The organism is Streptomyces sp. NPDC042638 (genome assembly GCF_040647235.1).
GTDB lineage: Bacteria > Actinomycetota > Actinomycetes > Streptomycetales > Streptomycetaceae > Streptomyces > Streptomyces rameus.
The window spans coordinates 33,178-53,333 of record NZ_JBEZBT010000051.1; the positions used below are offsets into that span (position 1 = coordinate 33,178).

General features: G+C 73.4%; 15 protein-coding genes and 1 pseudogene. 8 read left to right on the forward strand and 8 right to left on the reverse strand.

The window, feature by feature from the left end:
- Window positions 1-501 precede the first annotated feature (501 nt).
- The 6 genes from AB0B40_RS30530 (at window position 502) to AB0B40_RS30555 (ending at window position 7,045) form a co-directional block, all read left to right on the forward strand.
- Complete coding sequence (locus AB0B40_RS30530; RefSeq protein WP_362266744.1) at window positions 502-1,680, forward strand: acyltransferase; 1,179 nt, start codon at window positions 502-504, stop codon at window positions 1,678-1,680.
- A 935-nt stretch (window positions 1,681-2,615) separates the two neighbouring features.
- Window positions 2,616-3,509 carry an STAS domain-containing protein gene (locus AB0B40_RS30535; RefSeq protein WP_345057666.1) on the forward strand — a complete coding sequence of 298 codons (894 nt, stop codon included), beginning with the start codon at window positions 2,616-2,618 and terminating at the stop codon, window positions 3,507-3,509.
- Entirely contained in the window at window positions 3,506-3,889 is a 384-nt protein-coding gene (locus tag AB0B40_RS30540) for an STAS domain-containing protein (RefSeq protein ID WP_345057663.1), read from the forward strand. Before AB0B40_RS30535 ends, AB0B40_RS30540 begins: the two co-directional genes overlap by 4 nt.
- The gene (locus AB0B40_RS30545) at window positions 3,889-4,335 is read left to right on the forward strand and encodes an anti-sigma regulatory factor (RefSeq protein WP_345057661.1); all 447 of its coding nucleotides are present in this window, start codon (window positions 3,889-3,891) and stop codon (window positions 4,333-4,335) included. The genes AB0B40_RS30540 and AB0B40_RS30545 overlap by 1 nt, the downstream gene beginning before the upstream one ends.
- Window positions 4,332-5,381 carry a SpoIIE family protein phosphatase gene (locus AB0B40_RS30550; protein WP_362266747.1) on the forward strand — a complete coding sequence of 350 codons (1,050 nt, stop codon included), beginning with the start codon at window positions 4,332-4,334 and terminating at the stop codon, window positions 5,379-5,381. Before AB0B40_RS30545 ends, AB0B40_RS30550 begins: the two co-directional genes overlap by 4 nt.
- Window positions 5,378-7,045 (forward strand): GAF domain-containing SpoIIE family protein phosphatase, encoded by a 1,668-nt coding sequence (locus AB0B40_RS30555; RefSeq protein WP_362266748.1) that lies wholly within the window; start codon window positions 5,378-5,380, stop codon window positions 7,043-7,045. Before AB0B40_RS30550 ends, AB0B40_RS30555 begins: the two co-directional genes overlap by 4 nt.
- A 79-nt stretch (window positions 7,046-7,124) precedes the next feature.
- Here the strand turns inward: AB0B40_RS30555 and AB0B40_RS30560 are convergent, their stop codons facing one another.
- From AB0B40_RS30560 to AB0B40_RS30570, 3 genes and pseudogenes are all read right to left on the reverse strand, one after another.
- Window positions 7,125-9,398 (reverse strand): catalase, encoded by a 2,274-nt coding sequence (locus tag AB0B40_RS30560; RefSeq protein ID WP_345057653.1) that lies wholly within the window; start codon window positions 9,396-9,398, stop codon window positions 7,125-7,127.
- Window positions 9,399-9,850: 452 nt separating this feature from the next.
- A pseudogene (locus tag AB0B40_RS30565) lies at window positions 9,851-10,059 on the reverse strand (ornithine decarboxylase); the annotation flags it as partial.
- A 108-nt stretch (window positions 10,060-10,167) separates the two neighbouring features.
- On the reverse strand, window positions 10,168-10,521 hold the full coding sequence (locus tag AB0B40_RS30570; protein ID WP_345057650.1) for an ANTAR domain-containing protein: 354 nt from the start codon (window positions 10,519-10,521) through the stop codon (window positions 10,168-10,170).
- 132 nt (window positions 10,522-10,653) lie between these two features.
- Here AB0B40_RS30570 and AB0B40_RS30575 point away from each other — a divergent pair, with 132 nt between their 5' ends.
- Together AB0B40_RS30575 and AB0B40_RS30580 are read left to right on the forward strand one after the other, a co-directional pair.
- Complete coding sequence (locus AB0B40_RS30575) at window positions 10,654-11,271, forward strand: hypothetical protein (protein ID WP_362266750.1); 618 nt, start codon at window positions 10,654-10,656, stop codon at window positions 11,269-11,271.
- 4 nt (window positions 11,272-11,275) lie between these two features.
- Window positions 11,276-11,608: a helix-turn-helix transcriptional regulator gene (locus AB0B40_RS30580; RefSeq protein WP_362266752.1), complete on the forward strand. Its 333-nt coding sequence runs from the start codon at window positions 11,276-11,278 to the stop codon at window positions 11,606-11,608.
- 48 nt (window positions 11,609-11,656) lie between these two features.
- On the opposite strand, the gene AB0B40_RS30585 is transcribed toward AB0B40_RS30580, so the two are convergent.
- From AB0B40_RS30585 to AB0B40_RS30605, 5 genes are all read right to left on the reverse strand, one after another.
- Entirely contained in the window at window positions 11,657-14,197 is a 2,541-nt protein-coding gene (locus AB0B40_RS30585) for a discoidin domain-containing protein (protein WP_362266754.1), read from the reverse strand.
- Window positions 14,198-14,319: 122 nt separating this feature from the next.
- On the reverse strand, window positions 14,320-15,135 hold the full coding sequence (locus tag AB0B40_RS30590; RefSeq protein ID WP_345057641.1) for an inositol monophosphatase family protein: 816 nt from the start codon (window positions 15,133-15,135) through the stop codon (window positions 14,320-14,322).
- An 89-nt stretch (window positions 15,136-15,224) separates the two neighbouring features.
- Window positions 15,225-17,015 carry an RICIN domain-containing protein gene (locus AB0B40_RS30595; RefSeq protein WP_362266756.1) on the reverse strand — a complete coding sequence of 597 codons (1,791 nt, stop codon included), beginning with the start codon at window positions 17,013-17,015 and terminating at the stop codon, window positions 15,225-15,227.
- 171 nt (window positions 17,016-17,186) lie between these two features.
- A complete protein-coding gene (locus AB0B40_RS30600; RefSeq protein WP_362266758.1) occupies window positions 17,187-18,353 on the reverse strand; it encodes an FAD-dependent oxidoreductase in 1,167 nt (388 codons plus the stop codon).
- A 154-nt stretch (window positions 18,354-18,507) separates the two neighbouring features.
- On the reverse strand, window positions 18,508-20,139 hold the full coding sequence (locus AB0B40_RS30605; RefSeq protein ID WP_362266760.1) for a phosphodiester glycosidase family protein: 1,632 nt from the start codon (window positions 20,137-20,139) through the stop codon (window positions 18,508-18,510).
- Window positions 20,140-20,156: the final 17 nt, after the last annotated feature.

The following is a 20,156-nucleotide window of genomic DNA, read 5'->3' on the forward strand; positions in this document are numbered from 1 at the left end:
GGAAAGACGCCCCGGCCCGGGAGAAGTCCCCGCGCCGTCGGCGGACCGACGACCTGGCCGCCCTGTCGAAGGCCGAGCTGTACGAACGGGCGGCCGCCGCCGGTGTGCCGGGCCGCTCGAAGATGACCCGGGATCAGCTGATCAAGGCCCTGGGCCGGCCGGGGGCGGCCGCCTGACAGGCACCGGCCGCCGGAGATCCCGATGCCCCCGGCCCCCCGGCCGGACCAAACTCCCTTGCCCTTTTCCGCTGCTCCGCACCGCTTCCCGCCCGTCCACAGCCGTCCCCCACCCCACATCGCGGTGCCGCCGGCCGAAGCGCGGTGCCGGTCTTCCGAGGAGCCGTCACTCGTGCGGATGCGCCCGCGCCCGCCGTCGGTGGCAGGGCGGGCGGCCCGTCGTTCGGCAGCGGTGTGATGTTTGCCATTCGACGTGATGAACCAGGGGTGAACGGGCAACATTCCCCTTCATGCCCCACGCGAACCTCCAGCAGCAGGTGATTTGATGACCACGGCGACGACCCGGGCCCTCCGGACGCCGGCCGCCCCGACCGGCGCGGCGACCGCCGGGTCCTCCCCACCGGGCGCCCTCCCCTCCCTGCCGTCTCTCACCGGACTGCGCTGGATGGCGGCGCTGTTGGTGTTCGGCCTGCACGTGACCAACTTCGGGTACTTCGGCGGCGAGGCTGGCCGCCTGGTGTCCTGGGCCTTCGCTCCAGGCGCCACCGGGGTGTCCTTCTTCTTCGTGCTGTCCGGATTCGTGCTGACCTGGTCGGCGCGGCCCCGCGACCGGGTGCTCGCCTTCTGGTGGCGGCGTGTCGCGCGGATCTACCCGGTGCACCTGGTCACCCTCGCCGTCGCGTTCGTCATGGCGTACACGCTCACGCAGCAGGCACAGCCGACACCGAAGCAGGCCCTGGCGAACGCGCTGCTGCTGCACTCCTGGTGGCATCCGTGGTGGCAGACGCTGAACCCGGTGAGCTGGTCCCTGGCCTGCGAGGCGTTCTTCTACGCCTCCTTCCCGCTGCTGATCCTGCTGCTGCGCCGGCTGGGCGCACGCGGCTGCACCGCCCTGGGCGCGCTCGCTGTGGTGGCGCTCCTGGTGCTGGCCCGGGCGGACGCCCACCACTGGTGGTCCCAGTCGATCTACTCGTTCCCGGCCGCGCGGCTGCCCGAGTTCGTGCTGGGCGCGGTCACCGCCCGCCTGGTGCTGCTCGGGCGCTGGCGCGGCCCCGGCCTGGAGGCGTCGCTCGCCCTGGCCGTCATCGGCTACTTCCTGGTCCCGCAGGCCACGCACGGCGGCTATCCCGCCACCGTGTGCACCATCACCGGGTTCGCCCTGCTCATCCCGGCGGCGGCGGTGGCGGACCTGCACGGGCTGCCGTCCCTGTGGCGGCGCAGGCCCGTGGTGCGGCTCGGGGAGCTGTCGTTCGCCTTCTACATGATCCATCTTCTGGTGCTGCGCGCCTCGACCTCCCTGCTCGGTACGAAGCCGCACTTCGGCGCTCTGCCGGGCGTGGCCGTCACCACGGCCGTGTTCTGCGTGTCGCTCGGCCTGTCCTGGGTGCTGTACGAGGCGGTGGAGCGCCCGGCGCGGCGACTGCTGCTGCGCCGCCGCCGGCCGGTCGTGCCGCCGGAGCCGGTCCCGGCCGGCCGGGAGGTCGCGGCGGCGGCGCGCGACTGACGTGCGCGTCACCGGCCGGCGGACCCGGGCCGGTCGCACGCGAGGGTGATGTCCGTAACAGCGAGGAGAGTCCCGCCGGTTTCGGGGTAGGCGCCTGACCGACACCGGCCCGGCGGCGCACACCGCCAGGCCGGCACCGTTCGAACGCACCCAAGGAGCCGAGTCGACGTGGGCGGGAAGCAGACCCGGGGGAGCCGGCGGCCGACGGCGGCCCCGTCGCCCGCCCCTGCCCGCCGCCGGGCCACGCCACGTCCGGCCACGGCACGGCGGGCCACGGCGCTTCGGGCCACGGCGAGGCGGACCACGGCCAGTGGGACCACGCCGCGTCGGACCACGGCGAGCCGGACCACGCCGCGTCGGACCACGGCCAGTCGAACCACGGCCAGTCGAACCACGGCCAGTCGGACCACGGCCAGTCGAACCACGGCGAGGCGGACCACGGCCAGTGGGACCACGCCGCGTCGGACCACGGCCAGCCGGACCACGGCGAGGCGGAACACGGTCAGTCGGACCACCACCACGCGGACCACGGTGCCGGGAGCCATGGCACCGCGGACCACCCCGTGGTCCGGCCGGCCTCTCCGGTTCGTGCGCGGCCTTCCGTACGGCACCCGGCGCCTCGGGCTCCCGGACGCGCCCACGGCCCCCGGAACGAGCCCGGGTACCGGACCGAGCCCGGGTACCGGCCCCGGCGCGAGCCCTTCGCGGGCGTACCCGGTGACGCGGGACCGGCTCCGGGGCCCGGCCCTGTCACCGCCCCGCCCGGCATCCCCCGAGAACCCCAACCACCTTTCCTTTCAAGGTCCTTGGGGCTCCGGCGGGGCGAATCGAGCGGGATTGGCCAGGTCGGGCGCCGGAAGTTACGGTGGGCGGTCGACGATGATCGGCCCGGGGAAGCCGGCCGATCGGCGCACCCGGGTGCGCGAGAGGAGAGGATGACAGTGCCCGAGCAGGACGCGGCCGAGTCGGCGCCGCAGGTGGTGAGTACCTTCCTGGAACGGCGCAAGGAGCAGATCGCCCAGCGCTGGGCCGACGCACCCCTGTTCCGCACGGTCTTCACCGTCTCCCGCGACGAGGCGGTCGAGGCGTGCAAGGCCGTGGTGGAGGCGCTGTCCGAAGTGGCCGTCAGCGGACGGCTGGAGGACATCGAGGCGCCCGGCTTCGCTTCCGTACGCGACCAGCTCGGGCGCATGACCGCGACCCGGTCCCGCAGCGGCTCCACGCCGGCCCAGATCGCCGACGAGGTGGCCGTCCTGCGCGTACCCGTGGTCGACCTGCTGCGCGAGGAGTTCGCCGACCCGGCGGCCCCGCGGGCCCAGGAATGCGCACTGGCGCTGACCCTGCTGATGGGCACCCTGCGCCTGGTGGTGATGGAGACGGCGCTGAACGCGAACGCGGAGCTGATCGAGCGGCAGCGGCAGCAGCTGCTCGAGGTGGCCACGCCCGTCATCAAGCTGTGGGAGGGCACGGTCGCCGTGCCGCTGATCGGGATGCTGGACAGCGCGCGCAGCCAGGTCGTGATGGAGTCGCTGCTGGAGGCCATCGTCGAGCAACGGGCCCGGTACGCGATCCTGGACATCACCGGGGTGCCGACGGTGGACTCGCTCGTCGCGCAGCACCTGATGAAGACGGTCGCCGCGGCCCGCCTGATGGGCGCCGAGTGCATCGTCTCCGGCATCCGCCCGGCCATCGCGCAGACCATCGTGCAGCTCGGCATCGACCTGGGCTCGGTGCTCACCCGGTCCTCGCTCGCCGACGCGCTCGCCTACGCGCTGAGCCGGCAGGGCATCGAGGTCTCCCGCGCGGACGCGGGTGCGAGTGCCCGGTGATCCAGTCCACTCCCGGTCAGCCGGCGTCCCAGGTCCCGGTGCTCGCCCTGGGCGACGTCCTGCTGGTCTCCCTGCAGGGGGAGCTGCACGACGGCATGGCCGAGCAGCTGCAGCACGACATCACCAGCCGTATCTCGACCAGTCGGGTGACCGGTGTGGTGATCGACATCTCCGGGGTGGACATCGTCGACTCGTTCCTCGGCCGGGTGCTCGCGGAGATCGCCTCCACGGCCCGGCTGCTCGCGGCCCGTACGGTGCTGGCCGGGATGCGCCCCGCGGTGGCGATCACCCTGGTCGAGCTGGGCCTCACGCTGCCCGGCCTGGTCACCGCGCTCGACGTGGACCGCGCCATGGAACTGCTGTCCCAGAGGGGGAGCTGATGCAGGGGTCCGGCCAGGCGTCCGCGACGAGCCTGCCCATCGGCTCGGACGCGGATCTGGCCTGGGTCCGCCAGGAGGTGCGGCAGTGTGCGGCGGGGCTCGGTTTCAATCTGGTGCAGCAGACCAAACTGGTGACGGCGGCCAGTGAGCTGGCCCGCAACACGCTGGTGCACGGCGGCGGCGGGCAGGTCGAGATCACACCGCTGGACAACGGCCGTGCCCGCGGTCTGCGGATGCGCTTCATCGACAGCGGGCCCGGCATCCGCGACCTGGAGCTGGCCATGACCGACGGCTACACCTCCGGCGGCGGCCTGGGACTCGGGCTGAGCGGTGCCAGACGGCTGGTGCAGGAGTTCAGCGTCGACACCGAGCCCGGCCGGGGCACGACCGTCACGGCCGTCGCCTGGGTGACCCAGATGCCCGCCTCGCGTCCGGGGGTGGCATGAGCCGGGTATGGGAGATCCCGGTGCACGACTCCACCCGGGTCCGGGACGTCCGGATCGCGGCCCGGGAGGCGTGCGCCGCGGCGGGACTGGCTCCGCCACGCACGGCGATCGCGGAGCTGGTCGCCACCGAGCTGGCCACCAACCTGCTCAAGCACGCCGGCGGGGGCCGTATGGTGGCGAACCTCGTGGCGCCCGCGGAGGGCGGAGCCGGCCGGTCCGTGCAGCTGTTCTCGCTGGACAACGGGCCAGGCATCGCCGACGTGGACGCCGCGCTGCGGGACGGACACTCCACCGCCCCCGGCTCGCTCGGCGCGGGCCTGGGCAGCTGCCGGCGCAGTGCCGGCGCCTTCCATCTGTACAGCGTGCCGGGCCGGGGGACGGTGGCGACGGCCCGGGTGGACCCGGAGCCCGGCGAGCGCGGGGCACGTACGGCACAGCTGCCCGCGGGCGGGATCGCCGTCGCCCTCGGCCAGGCCGAGCAGTGCGGTGACGCCTGGACCTGGGCCCGCTCCGGGGGGCTGCTGACGCTGCTGCTCGCGGACGGCCTCGGGCACGGCCCGAAGGCCGCGCACGCCTCGGCCGCGGCGGTGGCGGAGCTGCACCGCACCGCTCATCTGCCGCCCGCGGAGATCCTGCGCCGGCTGCACACCGCGCTGCGGCCGACCCGGGGCGCGGCGGTCACGGTGGCCCAGGTGGACACGGAACGGGCGGAACTCAGCCTCGCCGGAGTGGGCAACGTGGAAGCCCGGGTACGCACCGGGGACTCCTGGACGTCCCTCGTCTCCCATCCGGGGATCGTCGGTGCGTACTTCCCGGGGCACGTCCCCGTACGCCGGGTGCCGTGGCAGCGGGACAGTCTGCTCGTCATGCACAGCGACGGGCTGCCCAGCCGCTGGACGCCGCCGCAGGACCCCCGGCTGCTCGCCCACGACCCGTCGGTGGTGGCCGCGGCGATCCTGCGCGACGCGGGCAGCCCCGCCCGCCCCGTACGCGACGACACCAGCGTGGCCGTACTGGCCCCCCGACCGCCGGACCGGCACCCATGACAGCCACCACCGAGAACTGGACCATCGCCTCCGCGGCCGACGCGGCCCGCGCCCGTGCCCTGCTCGCGCGGCTCGCCGCGGACGCCGGGGTACCCGCGCTCGACCGCGCCCGCTTCCTGACCGACCTCGGTCCCCGGTTGCGCGGCGCCCTCGACGCGGGCGGCACGGAACTGACCGTGACCGCCGAGACCGACGGCCGGCTGCGTCTCGCCCTCGGCGGGCCGGAGCCCTGGCAGCACACGCTGGACTGCCCCTCCCCCGTGCCCGGCCCGCTCCCCGCCCCGGCCGACGCCTCGCTCGCCGAGGCGCTGCTGGGCGCCGACGAGGACGCCGCCGCCCTGCTGGCGAGCCTGGCCGAGACGGAGGAGCTGCTGCGGCTGCACCGGGAGGAGCTGCACCAGACCAACCAGGGTGTGCTGGCGCTGCACGCCGAGCTGGAGGCGGCGGCGCTGGCACAGCGTGAACTCCTCGACGCCGAGCGGGCGGCGCGCGCGGAGGCGGAGAAGGCCCGCCGGCTGCTGACCTTCCTGGCCAACGCGAGCGCCGTCCTCAACGCCTCCCTCGACCACGAGGACATCCTGCGCCGGCTGCCCGAGCTGCTGGTCCCGGAGTACGCCCGGCACGTCGACGTGTGGCTCGCGGACGACGAGCAGACCCCGCCGGGCGGCCGGGCGGCGGCCACGGTGACGGCGGCACGCACCGGCCGTCCCCAGCACGCGAGCCCCCACCTCGGTGAACTCCCGGGCGTGGACGACCTGCCGGCTTCGGCGCTCTTCCCGGACCGGCCGCTGCTGTGTCTGCCGCTGGGCGCGCGCACGGTGCAGGGTGTGCTGACCCTGGCCGCGCCCGGCGAGCGCTTCGACCCGGACACGACCGTGATGCTGCTGGAGCTGGCCCGCCGGGCGGGCATCGCCCTGGACAACGCCCGCCAGTACGAGCAGCACCGGGACGTCGCCGAGGCTCTGCAACGGGCCCAGCTGACCGAACTGCCCACCACCCCGGGGCTGGCGCTGGCCGCACGCTATCTGCCGGCGACGCACGGGCTGAACATCGGCGGCGACTGGTACGACGCCTTTCCGCAGCCGGACGGCAGTGTGCTGGCGGTGATAGGGGACGTGACGGGGCACGGGCTGCGCGCGGCGGTCATCATGGGCCAGCTGCGCACCGCGCTGCGCGCCTACGCCGTCGAGGGCAACGGTCCGGCGCGGATCCTCACCCTGCTGCACCGGATGCTCCGCCACCAGGAACCGGAGCTGTACGCGACCTGCGCCATCGCCCGGGTCACGCCCGGTGAGCCCGGGGTGGTGTGGGCCGCCGCCGGGCATCCGCCCGCCGTCGCCCGCGACCCCGGCGGTGGGGTGCGGGTGCTGGAGGCGAAGCCGGGGATCATGCTGGGGGTCCCGCTGCCGTACGAGTACGAGGAGCACAGCGTCGAGTTGCCGGCGGGGTCCACCCTCGCGTTGTACACGGACGGTCTGGTGGAGCGGCGGTCCGCCGGGATCGACGCGGGTATCGACCGGCTGGCGCAGGCCATGGGGGCGCTGGGCGCGGCGGATATGGCGGACCTGGACGCGGCGGCCGACTCGCTGCTCAAGCCGATGCTGCACGACTCCGAGCACGACGACGACATCTGTCTGCTGCTCTGCCGCACCACCGGGCCGTGAACGGCCTGCGCGTCGGTCCCCGGTGGCGGGGGCCGGCGCACAGTCGCGTGTCAGGACGCCTGCCGAGGCTGCCGTCCGGTCAGGCGGCGGACGGGAAGCGTTCCCAGACCCGGTGGGCGCCGAGCAGTTGGACCAGCTGCTGGAGCACGGCGGAGGCGGTGTCGCCGGCGATCACTCCGGGGGCGTCGAGCGGGATGCCGGCCGCCTCCAGCGCGGCGTCCCCGCCCTTGGCGGCGCCGATGGCCTTGCCGTGCCGGAACGCCTCCGACAGCAGCAGCCCCACGCGCGGGTCGGGGGTGGCCTGCTGGAAGCCGGGCTGGCCCGCCTTGGCGTCCCGGGCGCCGTAGGCGTCGGCGCCCACGCCGGGGGTGCCCGCCACCAGCAGCGCGTCGAACTCCACCGAGCGTGCGGTGGCGTAGGTCCGCTGGACGGTCAGGGCGCCGTCGCCGAGGGTGCCGCCGGCCGGGGCGACGATCAGCGGGACCATACCGCTGTCGAGGACCTCCTGGCGTACGGTGCGTACGCCGTCGAGGTCGCCGTCGGGGCCGGTGACGATGCCGATGACGCGGCCGTCGGTGGGCCAGGTGTGCCCGACCTGGGAGAGGGCGGGGCTGGGCTCGACGTCGGCCAGGGGCACGGTCGGCTCGGGGGCGGGCAGGCCCAGGCCGGCGGCGACGCCCGCGCACAGCTCCGGGTCGATGTTGGCCAGCACCAGTAGCGCCCGCTCCCGGATGGCCTGCTCGTAGCACTTGGCGAGTTCGAAGCTGTAGGCGCCGATGATGTGCTCGCGCTCCACCGGGCTCATGCTCAGCCAGAACCGGCGCGGCTGGCTGAAGTGGTCGTTGAACGACTCCGGCGCCTCGCGGACCTTGGTGGCCTCGGGGACGCGCACGGGGGTCTCGACGTAGGCGCCCATGTCGGCGCCCGCGGTGAACGGGCAGCCGCCGTCGAGGGAGTTGGGGCGGTAGGGGGCGACACCCCGGTGCACGGCCGTCTGGTGGAAGCCGTCGCGCAGCATGTCGTTGACGGGGGCGTGCGGCCGGTTGATCGGGATCTGCGGGAAGTTCGGTCCGGCCAGACGGGTGATCTGGGTGTCCAGGTAGGAGAAGAGACGGCCGGCGAGCAGCGGGTCGTCGGTGATGTCGATGCCGGGGACGAGGTGGCCGACGTGGAAGGCGACCTGCTCGGTCTCGGCGAAGAAGTTCGAGGGGTTGCGGTTGAGGGTGAGCAGCCCGATCGGCTGCACGGGGGCCAGTTCCTCGGGGACGATGTTCGTCGGGTCCAGCAGGTCGATGCCCTCGAAGGTCTGGTCGGGGGTGTCGGGGAAGGTCTGGATGCCGAACTCCCACTGCGGGTAGGCGCCCGCCTCGATGGCGTCGGCGAGGTCCCGGCGGTGGAAGTCGGGGTCGACGCCGTTGATGATCTGTGCCTCCTCCCACACCAGGGAGTGCACGCCCAGCTTGGGCTTCCAGTGGAACTTCACCAGAGTCGTCTCGCCGGCGGCGTTGACCAGGCGGAAGGTGTGGACGCCGAAGCCCTCCATCGTGCGGTACGAGCGCGGGATGCCCCGGTCGGACATGTTCCACAGGGTGTGGTGGGTGGCCTCGGTGTGCAGGGTGACGAAGTCCCAGAAGGTGTCGTGGGCGCTCTGCGCCTGGGGGATCTCCCGGTCCGGGTGGGGCTTGCCGGCGTGGATGACGTCCGGGAACTTGATCGCGTCCTGGATGAAGAACACCGGGATGTTGTTGCCGACCAGGTCGAAGACGCCCTCGCTGGTGTAGAACTTCGTCGCGAAGCCCCGGGTGTCGCGGACGGTGTCGGCCGAACCCCGGGAACCGAGCACGGTGGAGAAGCGGACGAACACCGGTGTCTCGACGTCCTCGGAGAGGAACGCCGCCTTGGTCACGTTCGCCGCCGTGCCGTAGCTGCGGAACACGCCGTGCGCCCCGGCGCCGCGGGCGTGGACCACGCGCTCGGGGATGCGCTCGTGGTCGAAGTGCATGACCTTCTCGCGCAGGTGGTGGTCCTGCAGGAGCACCGGGCCGCGGGGCCCCGCCTTGAGCGAGTGGTCGGTGTCGTACAGCCGGGTGCCCTGGGCGTTGGTCAGATAGCTGCCGCTCTGGGCCATCCGGGCCTGGTCGGCGCCGGTGGGCTGCCCGGTCGGGGAGACGGTGTCCGGGCCGGTCTGGTCGGGCTTGGGCGGGTACGGCTCGTGGGGCTGGGTCGGCTCGGCGACCTGCGGCGACTCGGGCCCCGGCTTGCCGGGGATGCCGTCCTCCGGGCCCGCGGGTTCTCCCTGCAGGGCGTCCACCACCTTGTCCGCCGCTCGCTTCAGGGGGTTCGTCTCGCTCATCAGTGGCAATTCCTTCGCTGGTCACGGTCACGGGGCCCGGCGCGGGCGAGGTCGGTGTCCCGATGCGCGGTGGCCACACCGGGGGCATACGGCCGAGGTCATGGTCGTTTCGGGTGAAACCTGGATGAAGGGGGCCGCGGACGGCCTCCTACCGAGGTCCCCGGGCCGGGGCGTCCGAAACCGGGAACCGCGGTGGATTCCCGGTCGGGGTGAAGTCGGGCCGTCTCGTGTCGAGTTGCCGGGATGGCTGGCCCGCCGGACGCACTGGTCCGGACCCGGGGACCGCCGGCAGGGCCAAGTGCCCCCTGCCGAGGACGTCTTCATCCGCAGGGCCGGCTTCTTGACCCGGGCAGGCGCACACCCGGCCGCCCGCACAGGCCACCCTAGGCGCAGACACCGGCCGGCGCAGTTCGAAAGGGGCCGGTCACGCGAGTGCGTGGCCCGGACCGGTCGATCTCCTCGGTGATCACCTCGCCCGGCGCCACCACCGGCACGCCCGGCGGGTAGGGGCTGAGCGTCTCGGCGGCTTCGCGGCCCACGGCCCGTTCGGCGGGCATCTGTTCGGCGGGCCGGAAGAACGCGTCGCGGGGCAGGACGCCTGTTCCAGTTCCAGGGCGCGGGGCTCGGGCAGGTCCACGGCGGGCTGCCGTTCGACGGTGTCTGGAAGGTGGGCGTCCCACGCCTCGTCCACGATGAGCGGCACGTCGTCGATGCCGCATCCCCCGTGTCGCACCCGGCGGGCGCCCCGAACCCGGCGGGCCGGCGTCGTTCAGCCCGGGCGGCCGCAGCGGACCTCCAGGTCGTCCTCCCGGCCGGCGGCGCCGGTGCGGGTGCGCGCGTGCTCGACGGCGGCGGGCAACGCGCCGCGGATCACGTCCGGGAGCGTGCCGCGGGCCGGCCACTCCACCAGGCAGCGCGCCACCTCCCGCAGTTTGGTGTTGGTGTGCTGCGAGATGTGCTTCAGGACGTCCCAGCCCTGCTCCGGACGCAGTCTGGAGACGGTGATGACGACACCGATCGCCTGGTCGATCAGGGCATGCGAGGCCAGTGCCTGACGCAGCTGGGCGACCTCCTCCCGCAGCGCCTTCGGCTGGTCCGTCGTCTGCTCGTCACGTCCGATCATGAGATCACCCTGCGCAGCCGGGTGGGCCGGCGACAGCCGCCAGGCGAACGACCGGGCGTGCCGCAGTCCAGAAAACGAAAAGTCGCTGGTCAGCGGGGACATGGACGGGTCATGAGGGGGCATTTGGGGCCCATGGAATCGCTCACCTTCGACAGCGACGACCTGGACGTGACGGAGGACTTCCTCAGCCGGGCCTACGCCAGGATGCGCATCGCCAGCGGCACCCCCGGCTCCACCCGGGCGTCGATCCGCCGCACCGGCGTGCCCTCGGTGAGCGTCGACGAGCTGGCGCTGGACTTCGAGATGGACTACTCGGTGACGCCGCTGGGCCGCGTCTGCCTGTGCGTGGTGCACGAGGGCACCGTGCGGGACCACGGCTTCCAGGGCGTCGAGGATTCCTTCGGTCCGGGTGACGTGGTGCTGTTCGCCCCGCCGGACCTGCCGTACGCGGAACGGATCTGCAACGCCCGCTACAACATCACCATGCTGGACCCCGCCCTGCTCTCCCAGGTGGCCACGGGTCCGGGCGGCTCGCGCCCGGTGCGGCTGACCGGCCACCCGGCCGCGGTCCGCGGCGGCGGCGCAGCACCTGAAGCGGACGATCATCCATCTGCGCGACACGGTGCTCAGCGATCCGGAGATCGCGGACCAGCCGCTGATAGCCGCCACGGCCTCCCAGCACCTGGCGGCGAGCGTACTGGCCGCGTTCCCCAACACGGCGCTGGACGAGCCCGCCGGCGCCGATCGTGACACGGTGCGTCCGGCGGTGCTGCGCCGCGCCCTCGCCTATATCGACGACCACGCGGACCAGCCCGTGACGGTCGCCGACATCGCCGGCGCCGCCCATGTGACCGTACGGGCGCTGCAGTACGCCTTCCGCCGTCACCTGGACACCACCCCGCTCGCCCAGCTGCGCCGGGTACGGCTCGCGCACGCGCATCGCGACCTGGTGACGGCCGGCCCCGGCGACGGGGTGACGGTCACGCGGATCGCGGCCCGGTGGGGCTTCCACCACCCGGGCCGCTTCGCGTCCCTGTACCGGGACACCTACCGCCGGGCTCCGCACCGGACCCTGTCCGACGGCTGACCGGCGTCCCGTACGGACAGGCGGTCTCCGTACGGGACGCGGTGCGTGCTACGGGAAGGACGTCACCTTGGAGGGGACCGTGCTGGTCCCCGAGGTGGGCGCGCCGGTGCTGTTCACGACGTGGGCGTACTGGCCCTGGCCGCCGAGGGAGATCACCAGCAGGTCGTGCATCCTGATCCCCGGGGTCACGGGCACCTGGAAGCCGTGCTGCTGGACGATCGACGGATCGGCCGTGTAGTTGCAGTAACTGCCCAGTCCCCACGCCTCATGGGTGGTGACGGAGTCGGCGACCTTGTAGGCCGCGTAGCCGGTGATGCCGTCGTGGGTGACGGCGGCGGCGTTCGGGGCGTCGTACGCCTTCTCGTTCTGGAAGAAGATCGTCCGGCCGCGTTCTCCGTTCCAGTAGACGTCGTACTTGTTGAAGTGCTCGACGAACAGGCCGGTGGCCAGGACGTCGTCGCCGTTCACGCGCAGGCCGTAGTCGGCGCGGTTGGTGTCCCAGCCGACGCCGCTGCCGTGGTCGGCGCGCCAGATCCAGGTGTGGTCGATGATGACGTCGTCGCTGTTGACCACCACGGAGTCGGTGGCGAGTCCGGGTCCGGCGCCGCCGACGCGGATGAACACGTCCTGCATGGTGGTGGGGTTGGCGGAGTGGTCGGCGCCCGAACCGGGCTCACCGATCCGCAGCAGGGTGGCGGAGTTGACCGGGCCCGCGTCGATGAGGAAGCCGGCGAGCTTCACGCCGTCGACGTCGGCGACGTGCACGGCGTCGACGCCGTTGTCCGGGACCAGGGTGGCCAGGCCGAGGCCGAGGACCACGGTGTTGGCACGGGTGACGTCGATGGTCCGGTCGAGGTGGTAGACACCGGGCGTGAACAGGAGGTTGAGGCCCTGGGCGAGGGCGGCGTTGATGGTGGCGGCCGTCGCACCCGGCTTGACGACGTAGAACTGGTCGAGCGGGAGCGACGTGCCCGCGTTCGCGGGCCAGGAGACGCCTCGGGCGTTCGTTCGCTCGGCGGGGACGAACACCTTGTAGGCGGACCCGTCGAGGTAGAGGAACGGCTTCTCACGCGAGACGGGGGTGGTGTCCAGCGTGGTGTACGGGCCGCTGTCGAAGTTGGTCGCGGGTGCGCCCTGGACTCCGGAGAACGTCATGTTCCACACGCCGTTGGTCCAGCCTCCGACCGAGCTGTCCCGGGTGTACCACTGCTGCTGGGAGTACGGTCCGACCGTGCCGTCGATCTTCGAGTCGGCGATGTAGCCGCCGGACGCCCAGCCGTAGCCGTTGGGCGCGAGGTTGAGGCCGCCCTTGACGTGGATACGGCGGAACGGTGCGGCCTGTGCGACCGCCCAGCGGTCGGTGCCGTTGGACGGCGTGATGGCGAGGTTCTCCGCCGAGCGCCAGAAGTTCTGGGTGGCGTTGCCGTTGAACCAGCCGGCGTCGACGGTGACGTCGCCGTTGATCTGGGTGTCGTCGGGGTTCAGACCGAGGCCCGAGATCGAGGTGTAGAAGCCGAGTTGCGCGTTGATGCCGTTGTAGGTGCCGGGCTTGAGCAGGAACTGGTAGCGGCCGGTGCCGAACTGGGCCGACTCCTGCTTGGCGAGGACGTCGTCGAACTTCTGCTGGAGGTTGGGTGTGGAGGGGTCGACGACGATGACGTTCGGGCCGAGGTCGCCGCCGCCCTCGACCGGCGGGGCGCCGGTGGTGCCGGTGTGCACGGCGACCTCCCACAGGGAGTAGCCGTAGCCGGTGCCGCGGGCGGTGCCGTAGATCCGGACGTACCGGCCGGAGCCGCTGACGTCGTAGGACGCCGTGCCGCCGCTCGCCCCGGTGACGCTTCTGAGCGTGCTCCAGCTCTGCCCGTCGGAGGACGCCTGGATCTGGAAGTCCTTGCCGTAGGCGGCCTCCCAGGTGAGGTCGACCTTGCACAGGTCCTGGACCGAGCCGAGGTCGACCTGGAGCCACTGCGGGTCAGCGGCCTGGCTTGACCAGCGGGTCGTGGTGCTGCCGTCGAAGGCGGCCGAGGCGGGGGTGCCGGCGTTCTCGGTGGAGGAGGCGGTCGCGGTCCTGCCCCGGGCGGCGTTGGCGGTGCCGCAGTTCGCCTGGCCGCCGTCCGTACTGCCGAAGACCTGGAACTCCCAGAGGGAGTAGCCCCATTGGGTCGCCCGGTGGACGCCGAGCATCCGGACGTAGCGGCCCTGCCCGGACACGTCGAGGGTGTCGACGCCGCCGTCCGAGCCGGTGACGGACTTCAGGTCGTTCCAGGTGTCACCGTCCGCGGATATCTGGACCTTGTAGTCCTTGCCGTAGGCGGCCTCCCAGTTCAGGACCACCCGGGTGACGGTGGCGGCGCCGCCCAGGTCGACGCGGAGCCACTGGTCGTCGCCCGCGGCCGAGGACCAGCGGGTGCCGGTGTCGCCGTCGACGGCCTGGGGGGCGGCGGTACCGCTGTTCTCCTGGGACGACGCGGTGGCCGTCTTCCCCTGGGACAGGGGGGTTTCGGCCGCGGTGGCCGAGGGGTGCGTGGCGGGCAGGGCGATCAGCGCGGCCGTGGCGGACAGCGCGACGCCCAGGGATCTCCATCTCATGCGGCGGCTCCAGAGGGCTGCGGGGTCGAAGGGGCCGACCCCATGGCTTAGTTCATGTTTTGATTTAAGTGATGAACCAAGCGGGCCACAAGCCTTCGGAAGGCATCTCCTTCAACTCCGGCTCAACGCGCCGGAGTCCGCTGCCTCTCGACCAGTTCCAGCAGCGCGGCGTGGGTGTCGGCGTCGGCCGCGGCGATCAGGCCGCCCGCGCCGGTGTGCGGCGGCTCGCCGTACAGGCCGGTCACCGTGCAGCCCGCCGCGCGGCACAGCGCGATGCCCGCGGCGAAGTGCACGCTGTCGGCCGGGGCGCCGTCGGTGACGTAGGCGGCCCGGCGTCCGGCGGCGACCCAGGCCACCGCGAGGCTGCTGGAGATCACGCGGGGCCGGAACCGCTCCGCGAAGCCGGGGTCGGTGAGCAGGCGGGCCGCCCGGAAGCCGGGCGCGTTGGGGAACGGCGGGTCGAGGTTGACGTCCACCAGCGCGGACCCGGCCGTGGGCGTCAGCTCCGCGTCGGCTCCGTCCCGGCGGACCCGGGCCCGCTCGCCGTCGGTCCAGAACACCTCGCCGCTGAAGGGGTCGGCCGTCGCCGCCGCGGTGACCTCCCGGCCCACCCGCAGGGCGACGTTCACGCCGACGAGCATGCTCTGCACGGCGTAGTTGAGCGTGCCGCACAGGGGGTCGACCAGCCAGCGGCGGTCGGCACCCGCGGCGCCGGTGCGACCGCTCTCCTCCGCCGTGACCGCGTCCCCGGGGCGGGCGGCGCGCAGGACCTCCAGGACGGCCCGCTCGGCGGCGAGGTCCGCCGCCGTCGCGAAGTCGCCGCCGGACTTCTCGTAGCGCTCCAGGCGCCGGCCGTACAGTTCCCGCACCACCGCCGCTCCGGCCCGGGCCGCGGCCACGGACAGTTCGGCGTCGGACTCCCCGCGATTGATCGGCATGGAGGCAGGATACGGAGCAGCCGGCCGGGGCGTCACGGGAGATCGCGGAAGTCGGCTCCGCGGCGCCGCGACGCTCCGGCCGACGGGACTCAGACGCCGGTGGGAGTGAAGGAGAGGGTCTGTTCGGCCGCGGTGCGTCCGTCGCCGAGGGAGCCGGTCGCGGTGTCCGTCCACGTGCGCGGCGGGGTGGTCTCGGCGAGGCGGCCGGAGGTGGCGGAGAGGCCGAGGACCAGGCCGCTGTAGCGGTTGACCAGCCGGTAGCCGCCGGAGGAGGCGGGGAGCACGAACCACTGCCGGCCGACGGCCGGTCCGCCGGTCCGGGCCGGCGTGACCGTGGGCTTGGCGCCCCAGGCCCGGCCGGCGGTCCTGGCGGAGTCGACGCCCAGCAGCCCGCCGGTCGCCGCGTTGGTGAGCGTGAAGGCGCCGTCGCCCGTCGGGGTGAAGGACCATTCCGCACGGGCGGAGCCGGCGGACCGCGCCACCGAGGTGACGGCGGAGCCGCCGGACGTCTGTGCGAGGATCCTGCCCGTGCCGCCGGCGATGCGGTACCCGCGGGCGGTGTCCACGGGCGGGGCGGCCGGCGTTGAGGAGGCGACGGTGAGGTCGGCGTACTCGCCGGAGGAGCCGTGGGAACAGCCGAAGGAGCAGTAGGCGCGGAAGGACTTGCCGACGACGGCGGAGCCGGTGCGGCTGGCACCGTCCAGGAACCAGCGGTACCAGGAGGCGGTGGTGTAGTCACCGGTGTCGCCGATGAGTTCCCACTTCTGGGTGGCCAGGTCGTCGGTGGCGTACAGGTACTGCGGTGCGTCGCCGCTCTGGTCGACGGCCTGCGGGGTGCCGATGTACCGGCCGAGATAGGCGTCGTAGGCGATGTTCAGCACGAACAGCGGGGAGGTCGGGGGCATTTTGCCGGCCGCGATCTGCTCGGCGGCGGTGCCGGTGTTGGCCGGGTCGTACTCGGCGGCGACCGGGGTGTAGCCGGTGGGGTGGCTCGCGTCGACGGGGACGATGCCGCTCTCCCGGCCGCCCGTGCCGTGCTGGGTCCAGGCGCCGTCGTACCACTTGCGCCAGGAGCCGGGGGCCATCTTCGCCGCGATGGGGGCGCGGGCCACGTGCTCGTGGAACGCCTTCCAGCCGCCGCTCTTGTCGATGATCCGCGAGCCGTAGTAGACGTAGAAGTAGCCGGAGGCGGTGTCGACGAACAGGCGTTGGTCGCCGTCGCCGTAGGAGTACGTCTGGTGCGGGAAGGCCGTGGTGTCCCCGCGCTTCGTGCTGTACGGCGAGGTGATCACATGGTCCTTGATGGTCCAGGTGCGGCCCCGGTCGGTGGAGACGGCGTAGTCGATGGCGTCGTAGTGCAGTCCGTCGCCGAACGGCTGTGGTGTGAACTCGTTGTGCACCAGGCCGTACCAGTCACCGGTGTCGGGGTCGATCCACACGCCGGACAGGTCGCAGTAGTTCCGCTGCGCGTAGCCCGACCCGCTCGGGGCGTAGGTCGACTCGCGGCCGGTCGGGCTGTTGTTGCAGCGCCAGGTGGTGTCGTCGTTGCGGTCGGCGGGGTTGGCCGGGTTCACCGCCTCGCTGAGCTTCCTGTCGTACGTCGCGGAGTCGAAGTCCTTGCCCGTGTAGAAGTCCCAGACCCGGGGGTCGTCGGCGCCGTAGAGCGCGGCGGACTGCTGGTAGTGGAAGGTGCCGTCCCGGTCGAGGTAGGGGGTGGCGGGAGTGTCCGTGGGGTGCGTGAACGGCACCGGGGTTCCCACGGTCACGGTGTAGCCGGCGCCGGCCGGGGACGCGGCCCGCGCGGGGAACGCGGTGCCGCCGCCCAGGACGAGGGCGAGGGCCGCGGCCACGGCACCGCCTGCTCTGCTCAACAGTCGCACGGAAGCTCCTAGTTGCCGAAGGGCCGGTTGCACCGGAACGATCCGGCGGCTGCGACGCTCCGGCAATGGACTCCCGCACTCCCCTTCTTGCACTTTCGTGCGTGAATACCGCTCTGGACGACCACGTGCGCGCACGGGTGCGCTGCACGGGCCCCTTCCGCGCCCGCCGGGTCAGCGCGGCTCGGGCGGGACGTCGGACAGTGGCGTGTGCCAGGCCAGTTGGCGGATGAGCCGCTCGTCCGGGCCGGCGGGGCGGGCCGTGGCGCCGGCCGGGCCGGACGGGGCGCGGGTGCCGCGGGAGAGGCCGCCGCTGACGGTGATGTTGTGTTCCACCCGCGGCCGGCGGTGCCGCTCGTACTGTGCGAAGGCGGTACCGGGGTCGGGCAGGTCGCGCAGCGCCTTGGCCAGGACGACGGCGTCCTCCAGGGCCATCGAGGCTCCCTGGCCCGTGGCCGGCGAGGCCGCGTGGGCCGAGTCGCCGACGAGCAGGACGCGTCCGGTGTGCCAGGCGGTGCCGGGCGGCAGTTCCGTGGCGTTGGTGACCATGATCGTGCCGGTGGAGGCGTCGACCAGGCCGGCGGCGGGCGTGGCGTCCTCGCGCAGCAGTGGCAGCAGTTGCCCGCGCAGCACGGCGGACGGCGCGGCGGTCGCCCCGGCGGGCAGCGGCTCGCCGCCGGCCCGGGCGAACCAGTACGCCTCCCCCGCCGGGGACACCGCGTACCCGAAGGCGGTCGCGCTGCCCCGCACCATGGTGATGGTGCCGTCCGGGCCGGCTCCCGCCGCGTCGCGGGTGTAGCCGTAGTAGACCCGCTGGCCGGCGTACACCGGGCGCGCCTCGGGCATCAGCAGTCCGCGTACGGCCGAGTTCAGTCCGTCGGCTCCGACGAGCAGGTCGCCGGTGGCCGTGGTGCCGTCGGCGAAGTGGGCGGTGACGGCGTCCGGGCCGTCCGTCACGGACACCAGCCGGGCGCCGTGGCGCAGCCGGATGCCGCGCCGGACCGCCTCGCCCTGGAGGGCCGCGCTCAGCTCGCCGCGGCGCAGACAGCGGTAGCGCAGGGCGGGGTCGTCCGCCTCGCCGAGCGGTGCGTGCGTCACCTCGGCGCCCTCGCTGTCGAGCAGCCGCAGCGAAGTCAGCGGAAAACCGACGGCGGTGACGGCGTCCGTGGCGCCCAGCTGGGCCAGTGCGCGCATCCCGTTGCCGGCCAGGGTGAGGAAGGCGCCGATGTCCTCGGCCGTGTCCGGGTGGGCCTCGAACACGGTGACGTCGAAGCCGGCCTTGTGCAGCCCCAGGGCGGACGCGGTCCCCGCGATGCCGCCGCCGATCACCAGTACCCTCATCGCACCCGCTCCGGTCGCCTGCCGCCCCTGCTCGCCGACAGTGATCCTCACCATCTAAGGCCGGCGGTGGCCACGCCGGAGCGTGCGGGGCCGAGATCCGGACACGGCCGGCGGTGAACCGCCCACGTGCGGAAGGCCCGGCCCCGAGCGGTCGTCAGTAACCCGCCGGCAGGACCTGCACGGTGTCTCCGACCGGGCGCTCCCCGGCGGCGTCGGACGGGTGGTTGGCCAGGGTGCCGTCGACGGCCATCGCGGTGGAGCCGCCGCCGTCGAGGTTCATCGCCTGCACGGCACCGAGCGACTTCATGAACGCGGCGGCCTCGTAGAGGGTGAACCCCTCGCTGCCCCCCGTCAGCCGTCCGTCCACCGTCGCGAGGATCAGCCGGCCGCGCTTGTCGACGCCCGCCAGGGTGCGCGGCTGGCGGACGTTGGCCCACGCGTATCCGAAGGACGTGTACTCGGGGTCGACCACGCCCTCGGCGGCGGCGTCGATGTCGATCCGGCCGTCCTTCACGAGCGTGGGAGCCGCGCTGACGATGGAGTCGCCAGCGTCGAGCACGACGCGCTTGCCCGCCGCCGTACGGACGGCCTCGTCGACCTGGACGCGGCTGTACGGCTTGGCGTGGGCCCTCAGCCAGTCGGCCGCCCGCCCGATGCCCTGCAGCACGTGCCCGCCCGCGGGCACCCGGCCGCCGCGCGCGCCGACGGAGACGACCTGGCCGGACGCGTTCAGCACGGCCTGCACGCCGGGGCCGGTGGGCAGGCCGGCCTGGAAGGCGGTGGTGAACTGGACCATGTCGTCGGCCAGTTGGCAGGTCACGTCCTGCCAGGGCAGTTCGCTGGGTGTGCTGCCGGGACGGCCGCAGTCCCGGACCGTCCCGGGCACCCGGTTGATGCCCTGGATCTGGTAGGCGGCCTTGCCCGACCGGGCGGTGGCGCTGCTCGTGAGGTCCGCGATCCGGACGCTGTGGCCGCCGTTCCCGATGAGCAGTGCGGACCGGGAGCCGGCCGCCATCGACTCCATTTCGCCCTGGTAGGCGCCGAGCCCGGACATGGTGCCCGGCACACCGTCGCCCGACGCCAGCACGAAGAAGCCACCGTTGACCGCGACCAGGGAGTTCAGCTTCCGCGCGACCGCCGAGGTGGTCTCACGCCGTGCCACGTTGCCGTCGTGCGTGGCCTCGACCCGTCCCTGGAAGGTCTTCGGGTCGATGACCGCCACGTGGATGTTCTCGCGGTCGGCCGGCTCCTGGATGTCGTACCCGGTCCAGGACAGGGTCGTGTGGAACCCGGCCGCGACGACCGCCGAGGCCGCCGTCTTCGCCTCCTCCTGGGTGGCGAAACGGCCGATGCGGACGCGGTACCCCATCAACCCCTGGGGGGTGTCGGCGTACTGGGGCCACCGTACGCTCTCCACCCGTGGCTTGAGCCCGGCCTGGGTCAGCTTGTGCGCCGTGTCCTGGGCCCAGCCGTGGGTGGCGGCCTCGGCCCAGCTCACGGGCGCGTCCGGGTCGTTCGAGGTCCACCGGGTCTTGCTCGGGGCCTGGACGGTGACCGTCCAGGAGTGCTTCGCAGCGGGACGCAGGACGACGCCGCTGCGGACCGTGACTCCGGGAGCGGGGGTCCGCGTCGTCCACCGCTCGATCACCGCGGTCTTCGAGGCCCGCGCGGCCGGGGCTGCCGGGGCCGCCTGCACGGTCCGTACCGCCTGCGCCGGATGCCCCGTCCGCGCGGTGTGCGCGGACCCCGCCTCCGCCGCGCCGGACAGGAAGGCCGGTGCCGTCACGGCGAGCACGACGGTTG

Coding starts and splice junctions, on each gene's coding strand:
- AB0B40_RS30530 (WP_362266744.1), top strand. CDS start 502: ATGACCACGGCGACGACCCGGGCCCTCCGGACGCCGGCCGCCCCGACC.
- AB0B40_RS30535 (WP_345057666.1), top strand. CDS start 2,616: ATGACAGTGCCCGAGCAGGACGCGGCCGAGTCGGCGCCGCAGGTGGTG.
- AB0B40_RS30545 (WP_345057661.1), top strand. CDS start 3,889: ATGCAGGGGTCCGGCCAGGCGTCCGCGACGAGCCTGCCCATCGGCTCG.
- AB0B40_RS30550 (WP_362266747.1), top strand. CDS start 4,332: ATGAGCCGGGTATGGGAGATCCCGGTGCACGACTCCACCCGGGTCCGG.
- AB0B40_RS30555 (WP_362266748.1), top strand. CDS start 5,378: ATGACAGCCACCACCGAGAACTGGACCATCGCCTCCGCGGCCGACGCG.
- AB0B40_RS30560 (WP_345057653.1), bottom strand. CDS start 9,398: ATGAGCGAGACGAACCCCCTGAAGCGAGCGGCGGACAAGGTGGTGGAC.
- AB0B40_RS30570 (WP_345057650.1), bottom strand. CDS start 10,521: ATGATCGGACGTGACGAGCAGACGACGGACCAGCCGAAGGCGCTGCGG.
- AB0B40_RS30575 (WP_362266750.1), top strand. CDS start 10,654: ATGGAATCGCTCACCTTCGACAGCGACGACCTGGACGTGACGGAGGAC.
- AB0B40_RS30585 (WP_362266754.1), bottom strand. CDS start 14,197: ATGAGATGGAGATCCCTGGGCGTCGCGCTGTCCGCCACGGCCGCGCTG.
- AB0B40_RS30590 (WP_345057641.1), bottom strand. CDS start 15,135: ATGCCGATCAATCGCGGGGAGTCCGACGCCGAACTGTCCGTGGCCGCG.
- AB0B40_RS30600 (WP_362266758.1), bottom strand. CDS start 18,353: ATGAGGGTACTGGTGATCGGCGGCGGCATCGCGGGGACCGCGTCCGCC.